The organism is Microbacterium sp. K35, from assembly GCF_004794375.1.
Lineage (GTDB): Bacteria > Actinomycetota > Actinomycetes > Actinomycetales > Microbacteriaceae > Microbacterium > Microbacterium sufflavum.
This window is the reverse complement of record NZ_SSDM01000056.1, coordinates 1-8100: the sequence shown is the minus strand read 5'-3', so window position 1 is coordinate 8100 and position 8100 is coordinate 1. Positions and strand designations below refer to the sequence as shown.

Here is an 8100-nt window from a genome sequence, read left to right as displayed (position 1 = left end):
CGGGTGAAGAACGCCACGGGGGCGGGCTCGGCCGCGCGCGGAAGCGGGGCCGCCGGCGGAGTCGCGTTCGCCGCCTCCGCAGCGGCCTCGGCCTGCTCCTCCGTGATGACCGGGGTGGATCCAGTCAACCGGATCTCCCGCAGCTGCTTCCGCGTGAGCGGACCTCGCTGATCCGATGTGCTCATTCCTTGCTCCGATACAGATGGTGCTTCGCGATGTACTGGACGACGCCGTCGGGGACGAGGTACCAGACCGGTTGATCGTCGCGGACTCGCTCTCGGCAGTCCGTCGACGAGATCGACAGCGCCGGCACCTCCAGCTGGCTGACGTCGTCGCTCGGGAGGCCGTCGATGCTCAGAACGTGTCCTGGGCGGGAGACCGCGACGAAGTGGGCCAGTTCCCACAGTTCATCATGGTCTCTCCAACTGAGAATTTGCGCCACGGCGTCGGCGCCGCTGATGAAGAACAGCTCCGCGTCGGGCCGCTGAGCCTTGAGATCGCGGAGCGTGTCGATCGTGTAGGTGGGGCCGGCGCGATCGATGTCGACCCGGCTCACCGTGAACCGGGGGTTCGACGCGGTCGCGATGACGGTCATGAGATAGCGGTGCTCACTGGGCGTGACCTCCGCCTTCTGCCACGGCCGTCCGGTGGGAACGAAGACCACCTCGTCGAGATCGAAGGAGTGCGCGACCTCGCTGGCGGCGACCAGGTGGCCGTGATGGATCGGGTCGAAGGTGCCGCCCATCACGCCGATGCGCGGTGCGCGCGTGGTCGCAGTGCTCATGAAAGGCCTAGTGGCCGTGTCCCGCCTCGTGGCCGTCCTTGCCGTGCTTCGCCGCCCAGGCCTCCGCCTTCGCCGAGTGACGGTTCGCCACGTTCTTGTACGACAGCGTGACGAACCCGAGAGCGGCGAACACGATCGCGGCGATGACTCCGAAGATCAGGGTGTCGAGCGCGACGTTGCCGTGGTGCTCGGTCTCTGCGGCGGCCATCGCGATCTGTGCGACGAGGTTCATCCTTGCTCCGTTTCGTGGCGTGCTGTCTCGGGTGTCGGGGATGCAGCGTCCCCCAGTCTAGCCCTCAGCCGCGCGTCTGACCCGCCCCACGCGCGAGCCACTTCGTGCTGGTCAGCTCGGACAGTCCCATCGGCCCGCGGGCGTGCAGCTTCTGCGTCGAGATGCCGACCTCGGCGCCGAATCCGAACTCCCCGCCGTCGGTGAAGCGCGTCGACGCGTTCACCATGACCACCGCGGAGTCCACCTCGGCCAGGAACCGCTCGGCGTTGCGGGTGTCGGTCGTGATGATCGACTCGGTGTGACCCGTGCTGTAGCGGCGGATGTGGTCGAGCGCGTCGTCGAGCGAGTCGACCACCTTCATCGCGATGTCCAGGCTCAGGTACTCGGTCGCCCAGTCCTCCTCGGTCGCCGGGATCACGGTGGCGACCAGCCCCGCGACGATGTCGTCGCCGTGGATCGCCACGCCCTCGCTCATGAGCGCGCTCGCGACGAGGGGGATCAGCCGCGGCGCGGCCTGCCGGTGCACGAGCACGGTCTCCACCGCGTTGCACACGCTCGGACGCTGCACCTTGGCGTTCACCACGATGTCGCGCGCCCAGTCGTCTGGCGCGCTCTCGTCGAGCACGATGTGCACGTTGCCGGCGCCGGTCTCGATCACCGGCACGGTCGACTCCGTCACGACCGTCTCGATCAGGCCGGCACTGCCGCGGGGAACGAGCACGTCGATCAGACCGCGACCGTGCATGAGGGCCTTCGCGCCCTCGCGACCGAAGTCGTCGACCGTCTGGATCGCCTCCGGGGTGACCCCGGCCCCCTCCAGAGCGCCACGCATGACCTCCACCAGCACGGTGTTCGAGTCGCGCGCGGCACTGCCCCCGCGCAGCACCACGGCGTTGCCGGACCGCAGGGCGAGGGCGGCGATGTCGACCGTCACGTTCGGCCGGGCCTCGTAGATCGCACCGACCACGCCGAACGGCACCCGCACCTGCTCCAGCGCGACACCGTTGGGCATGCGGTGACCGCCGACCACGCGACCGACCGGGTCGGGCAGCGCCGCCACCTCGCGCACCGCCGCGGCCAGCGCGGAGACCCGGCGCTCGTCGAGCCGCAGGCGATCGATCAGCGAGTCGCCGATGCCGTCCTCGCGGCCGCGGGCGATGTCGCGCCCATTCGCCTCGATGATCCGCGGCGCGTTCTCCTCCAGAGCCAGGGCGATCGCCTCGAGAGCGCGCGCCTTGTCGTCGCTGGTGAGGCCGGCCGTGGCGCGGGAGGCCTCCTTCGCGCGCTCCAGGCGCGCCTGGGGGGTCGGGTCGGTCATCCGCCCAGTCTAGGAGGTCGCCGGTTCGAACCAGGTCCCGATGTCGTCGCCCGTGAGGGCCCGGTCGACCAGGTCGGCGCTGGTCACCAGCACGCCGATCCCCGAGGCTGCAGCGAGACGTGCCGCCGAGACCTTGGTGGCGGCTCCCCCGGTACCGACGCTGTTCACGACCGTCGATCCGAACTCCAGTCCGGACAGGTCGGCGTCGGGGGCCACGACGTCGATCGGCTCGGCACCCGGGTCGGTCGGCGGCTTGGTGTAGAGCGACTCGATGTCGCTCAGCAGGATCAGCGCGTCGGCCTCGATCAGCTGCGCCACGAGCGCGCCGAGGCGGTCGTTGTCGCCGAAGCGGATCTCCTGCGTCGCCACGGTGTCGTTCTCGTTCACGATCGGCAGGGTGCGCAGACCCAGCAGGCGCTCCATGGCCCGACGGGCATTCGACCGCGACGTCGGGTTCTCCAGGTCACCCGTGGTGAGCAGCACCTGCCCGGCGACGATGTCGAACGGGCGCAGGGCCTCCTGGTAGCGGTACACGAGGATGTTCTGGCCCACCGCCGCGGCGGCCTGCTGCGTCGCCAGATCGGTCGGGCGGGCGTCGAGCCGGAGGAACGGGATGCCGGAGGCGATCGCGCCGGACGACACCAGGACCACCTCGGCTCCCCTGGCGTGCGCGGCGGCCAGGGCCTCCACGATCACCGGGATGCGCCAGGACGACTCGCCGCTGATGGACGACGAACCGACCTTCACGACGATGCGCGACGCCGACGCGAGGTCGTCGCGCGTGCGTGCGGTCACTCGTCGCCCTCGCGGGCGGTGGCGAGGCGCTCGGCCTCCAGCTCCGCGCGCGCCTGCGCCTTGGCGTCCATCCGCTCGTAGTACTGCTCGCGGCGCTCGGACGTGGTGCGGCGGGAGTTCGGCGCCAGGCGCGGGTCGGTGCCACGCGGCGCGGTCATGAGCTCCGCGGCCGAGCTCATGGTGGGCTCCCAGTCGAACACGATGCTGTCGCCCTCGCCGATCACGACCGTCGAGCCCTGCACGGCACCGAGGCGGAACAGCTCGTCTTCGACACCCAGCTTCTCGAGGCGGTCGGCCAGGTAGCCCACGGCCTCCTCGTTCTGGAAATCGGTCTGCTGCACCCAGCGCACCGGCTTCTCGCCGAGGATGCGGTACACGTTGCCGTAGGTGCCGCCCTCGACGCGGATCGAGAAGTCCTTCTTCGAGCCCCGCGGCCGGATGACCACGCGCTCACGCGGCTTCTCCGCCGCGATGTTCTCGGCGCGGTGCTTCTCCACCAGCTCGCCCAACGCGAACGTGAGCGGGCGAAGACCCTCGTGCGACACCGTCGAGATCTCGAACACGCGGAAGCCGCGCGCCTCCAGATCGGGGCGCACGAGCTCGGCGAGGTCGCGCGCCTCCGGCACGTCCACCTTGTTGAGCGCGACGAGCTGCGGGCGCTCCAGCAGCGGCGTCTGGCCTTCCGGCACCTCGTAGGCGGCCAGCTCGGCGAGGATGACGTCGAGGTCGGAGATCGGGTCGCGGCCCGGCTCGAGCGTGGCGCAGTCGAGCACGTGCAGCAGGGCCGAGCAGCGCTCGACGTGACGCAGGAACTCTAGGCCGAGGCCCTTGCCCTCGCTCGCGCCCTCGATCAGTCCCGGCACGTCGGCGACCGTGAACCGGAAGTCCTCCACCTGCACGACGCCCAGGTTCGGGTGGAGCGTGGTGAAGGGGTAGTCCGCGATCTTCGGGCGTGCGGCCGAGATGGCGCCGATCAGGCTCGACTTGCCGGCGGACGGGTAGCCCACCAGCGCGACGTCGGCGACGGTCTTCAGCTCGAGCACGACGTCGCCCTCATAGCCGGGCGTGCCGAGCAGGGCGAAACCGGGGGCCTTGCGCTTGGGTGTCGCGAGGGCGGCGTTGCCCAGGCCGCCCTGGCCGCCGGCGGCCACGACGAAGCGCTCCCCCGGCTCGATCAGGTCGATGAGCACCTCGCCGGACGGCGACTTGACCACCGTGCCGACCGGGACCGGAAGCTCCAGGGACTCGCCGTCGAAGCCCGACCGGTGGTCGCCCATGCCCGGCCCGCCGTTGCCCGAGGAGCGGTGCGGCGAGTGGTGGTACGACAGCAGCGTGCCCGTCTGCGGATCAGCGACCAGGACGATGTCGCCACCGTCGCCGCCGTTGCCGCCGTCGGGGCCGCCGAGGGGCTTGAACTTCTCCCGGTGCACCGAGACGCAGCCGTTGCCGCCCTTACCCGCACGGAGGTGCAGCGTGACGGTGTCGACGAACGTGACCATGTGTGCGTGTCCTTCGGGTAGCGGGGGAAGACGGACGGCAGATACGCGGACGGGGCGAGCCGAAGCCCGCCCCGAACCGGATGTCTAGCGTGGTGCTGTGATCACTCAGCAGCAGCGACGATGTTGACGACCTTGCGGCCGCCCTTCGCGCCGAACTCGACCGCACCGGCGGCCAGAGCGAACAGCGTGTCGTCGCCACCACGGCCGACGTTCACGCCGGGGTGGAAGTGCGTGCCGCGCTGGCGGACGATGATCTCGCCGGCGAGGACCTGCTGACCGCCGAAGCGCTTCACACCGAGTCGCTGAGCGTTGGAGTCACGACCGTTGCGGGTGGAGCTTGCGCCCTTTTTGTGTGCCATGTCCTGTGTCTCCTCGGTCTTACTTGATGCCGGTGATCTTGACGCGCGTGAGCTCCTGGCGGTGGCCCTGACGCTTCTTGTAGCCGGTCTTGTTCTTGTACTTCTGGATGACGATCTTCGGGCCGCGGAGGTTGCCCACGACCTCGGCCGTGACCTTGACCTTCGCCAGCGCGTCGGCGTCGGTGGTCACCGTGGCGCCGTCGACGAGCAGCACAGCGGGCAGCTCGATCTTCTCGCCCTGGGCCGCCTGAACACGGTCGAGCTGAACGATGGTGCCGACCTCGACCTTCTCCTGCCGGCCACCGGCGCGCACTACTGCGTAAACCACTTCATACCTGTTTCGTTGGGGAGCACGCGGCTCCGAGAATCTCACGGGAAGACTGTTGCTTGCATGCGTCGCTGGTACGACGGGCGCGAATGCAAGACTCTCCGCATCGGCCGTCGAGGACGACGCGGCATGCGCACCAAGGGACTACTTTACCGGATGCCGGAGCCCCTCGCAAAGTGAGACCGGTCGCGCCTCCGGTCGTAGGCTGGCGAGGTGACCGTACTCGTCGACGACCCCCTCTGGCCGGCCCACGGACGCCTGTGGGCGCACCTGGTCAGCGACACCGACCTCGACGAGCTGCACGACTTCGCCCGCGCGCACGGCATCCCGGCGCGCGCGTTCGACCTGGACCACTACGACGTCCCGGAGGACGCGGTGGCGCGGCTGATCGCCGGCGGCGCCCAGCACGTTCCGGGAAAGGAACTGGTGCGCCGCCTGATCGCGTCAGGCCTCCGGGTCCGCGGCCGCGACCGGCTGCGCTGAGCTCTCCGCCGCCACCGACACCGGCGTGCCGGAGAGCGCGGCCGTGGTCACCCGGCGGCGGCCACGCCCCTGCCCCGGTGCCTTCGGCTCGGGAAGCGCGTCCAGCACCGAGTCGAGGAGCTCCTCGGCCGGTGACTTCGGGCCCTTGCGGTCGGCCCCGCGCTTCTTGCGGGCCTTCTTCGGACGCTCGGCGGCGGGCGCGGCGGCCTGCTCGGCCGGTGCGCTCTCGGCGGGGGCGTCACCCGAGGGGGCGATGGTCGACGCGGCGATCTGGGCGAGCGCCGACTTCGCGCCCTCCGTGATGCTGTGCGTCACCGCGGCCACGACCGGAGCGGTGTTGCCGTTGCCGTTGCCGTTGCCGTTGCCGTTCCCGTTGCCGCGCTGGCGGCGACCGCCGTTTCCTCCGCCTCCGCCGTTGCCGCCGTTGGCGCGGTGCTTGACCACCGGGTCGTGGTGCACGATGACGCCGCGACCCGCGCAGACCTCGCACGCCTCGCTGAAGGTCTCCAGCAGCCCGAGGCCCAGCTTCTTGCGGGTCATCTGCACGAGGCCCAGCGACGTGACCTCGGCCACCTGGTGCTTCGTGCGGTCGCGGCTCAGGCACTCGATCAGACGCCGCAGCACGAGGTCGCGGTTGGACTCCAGCACCATGTCGATGAAGTCGACCACGATGATGCCGCCGATGTCGCGCAGCCGCAGCTGACGGACGATCTCCTCCGCCGCCTCGAGGTTGTTCTTGGTGACGGTCTCCTCGAGGTTGCCGCCCGAACCGACGAACTTGCCGGTGTTGACGTCGACGACCGTCATCGCCTCGGTGCGGTCGATCACGAGCGAGCCACCGGACGGCAGCCACACCTTGCGGTCGAGCGCCTTCTCGATCTGCTCGGTGATCCGGAACGCGTCGAAGGGGTCGACCTCGTCCTCGTAGGACTCGACACGCTCGAGCAGGTCGGGCGCGACGCTCTCCAGGTAGGCGCGGATCGTGCGCTGCGCGTCCTCACCCTGGATGAGCATCTTCGTGAAGTCCTCGTTGAAGACATCGCGGACGATCTTGACCAGCAGATCCGGCTCGGCGTGCAGCAGCGCGGGTGCCTGCTGGCTCTCCACCTGCTTCTGGATGTGCTCCCACTGCGACGTGAGCCGCTGGACATCGCGCGTCAGCTGCTCCTCGGTCGCACCCTCCGCAGCCGTGCGGACGATCACGCCGGAGGACTCGGGCAGCACCTCCTTGAGGATGCGCTTGAGTCGGGCCCGCTCGTTGTCGGGCAGCTTGCGGCTGATGCCGTTCATCGACCCGCCGGGCACGTACACCAGGTAGCGGCCGGGCAGCGAGATCTGGCTCGTGAGGCGGGCGCCCTTGTGGCCGACCGGGTCCTTCGTGACCTGGACGAGCACGCGGTCGCCGGGCTTGAGGGCCAGCTCGATGCGGCGCGGCTGGTTGCCGGTCTCGACGCCGTCCCAGTCCACCTCGCCGGAGTACAGCACGGCGTTGCGACCACGGCCGATGTCGACGAACGCGGCCTCCATGCTGGGGAGCACGTTCTGCACACGGCCGAGGTAGACGTTGCCGATGAGCGACGCGTCCTGGTTGCGGGCGACGTAGTGCTCCACGAGCACGCCGTCCTCCAGCACGCCGATCTGCGTGCGACCGTTCTTGGAGCGCACGACCATCTTGCGGTCGACCGACTCGCGGCGCGCGAGGAACTCCGCCTCGGTGACGACCGGACGACGGCGACCCGCGTCGCGCCCGTCACGGCGGCGCTGCTTCTTGGCCTCCAGGCGCGTCGAGCCCTTGATGGCCTTCGGCTCGGTGATGTACTCCACGACGCGCTGGCGCTGACGCGGCTCGTCGCGCTGCTCGTCGCCGTCGGACCCTCCGCGGCGGCGGCGGCCACGGCGGCCGGAGGACGACTCCTCCTGGTCGCGCTCGGCAGGACGCTCGTCGCGACCGGGGCGTGCCGGCAGCGGGACGACCTCGGGCGCGTAGAAGTGCAGCTGGGTCGACACCTGCGACACGAACACCTCGGGCAGCAGGCCCAGGGAGACGGCGGTCAGGGGCGCCGGGGCCTCGGGCTCCGTCTTCTCGGCGGCGGGAGCGGCCTCAGCGGGAGCGGCCTCGGACGGCGCCTCAGCGGCGGGAGCCTCGTCGGACGACACCTCGGCGGCGGGCTCGCCCTCGGCGGGAGCATCGTCGGACGACGCCTCAGCGGCGGGAGCGTCCTCGGCGGGCACATCGGCGGCGGGCGCGGCCTCGGCGGGAGCGTCTCCGGCAGCCTCCTGGCTCGCCGGCGCGCCAGCGGCG

At 70.6% G+C, this 8100-nt stretch carries 9 protein-coding genes and 1 pseudogene; 1 reads left to right on the top strand and 9 read right to left on the bottom strand.

All coding sequences use genetic code 11. The features are described 5' to 3' along the window. From DW299_RS01530 to rplU, 8 genes and pseudogenes are all read right to left on the bottom strand, one after another. A pseudogene (locus tag DW299_RS01530) lies at nucleotides 1-185 on the bottom strand (hypothetical protein); the annotation flags it as partial. Further along, a complete protein-coding gene (gene nadD, locus DW299_RS01525) occupies nucleotides 182-784 on the bottom strand; it encodes a nicotinate-nucleotide adenylyltransferase (RefSeq protein ID WP_136035386.1) in 603 nt (200 codons plus the stop codon). The gene nadD and the pseudogene DW299_RS01530, both read right to left, overlap by 4 nt. A gap of 7 nt (nucleotides 785-791) precedes the next feature. Continuing rightward, entirely contained in the window at nucleotides 792-1016 is a 225-nt protein-coding gene (locus tag DW299_RS01520; RefSeq protein ID WP_136030670.1) for a hypothetical protein, read from the bottom strand. Nucleotides 1017-1080: 64 nt separating this feature from the next. Then, nucleotides 1081-2334 carry a glutamate-5-semialdehyde dehydrogenase gene (locus tag DW299_RS01515; protein WP_136035385.1) on the bottom strand — a complete coding sequence of 418 codons (1254 nt, stop codon included), beginning with the start codon at nucleotides 2332-2334 and terminating at the stop codon, nucleotides 1081-1083. Nucleotides 2335-2343: 9 nt separating this feature from the next. Continuing rightward, on the bottom strand, nucleotides 2344-3129 hold the full coding sequence (gene proB / locus DW299_RS01510) for a glutamate 5-kinase (RefSeq protein WP_136035384.1): 786 nt from the start codon (nucleotides 3127-3129) through the stop codon (nucleotides 2344-2346). Next, nucleotides 3126-4628: a GTPase ObgE gene (gene obgE, locus DW299_RS01505; RefSeq protein WP_136030664.1), complete on the bottom strand. Its 1503-nt coding sequence runs from the start codon at nucleotides 4626-4628 to the stop codon at nucleotides 3126-3128. The genes proB and obgE overlap by 4 nt, the downstream gene beginning before the upstream one ends. Before the next feature lie 101 nt (nucleotides 4629-4729). Further along, nucleotides 4730-4987, bottom strand: coding sequence for a 50S ribosomal protein L27 (rpmA, locus tag DW299_RS01500; RefSeq protein WP_017202370.1), 258 nt, complete (start codon nucleotides 4985-4987; stop codon nucleotides 4730-4732). 19 nt (nucleotides 4988-5006) lie between these two features. After that, nucleotides 5007-5315 carry a 50S ribosomal protein L21 gene (rplU, locus tag DW299_RS01495; RefSeq protein ID WP_168387232.1) on the bottom strand — a complete coding sequence of 103 codons (309 nt, stop codon included), beginning with the start codon at nucleotides 5313-5315 and terminating at the stop codon, nucleotides 5007-5009. 213 nt (nucleotides 5316-5528) lie between these two features. Here rplU and DW299_RS01490 point away from each other — a divergent pair, with 213 nt between their 5' ends. Beyond that, nucleotides 5529-5798, top strand: a complete 270-nt coding sequence (locus tag DW299_RS01490) for a DUF4031 domain-containing protein (RefSeq protein WP_136030663.1) — start codon at nucleotides 5529-5531, stop codon at nucleotides 5796-5798. On the opposite strand, the gene DW299_RS01485 is transcribed toward DW299_RS01490, so the two are convergent. Further along, nucleotides 5760-8100: Rne/Rng family ribonuclease (locus DW299_RS01485; RefSeq protein WP_342589042.1), on the bottom strand; the 2341-nt coding region annotated here is incomplete at its 5' end. The genes DW299_RS01490 and DW299_RS01485 overlap by 39 nt on opposite strands.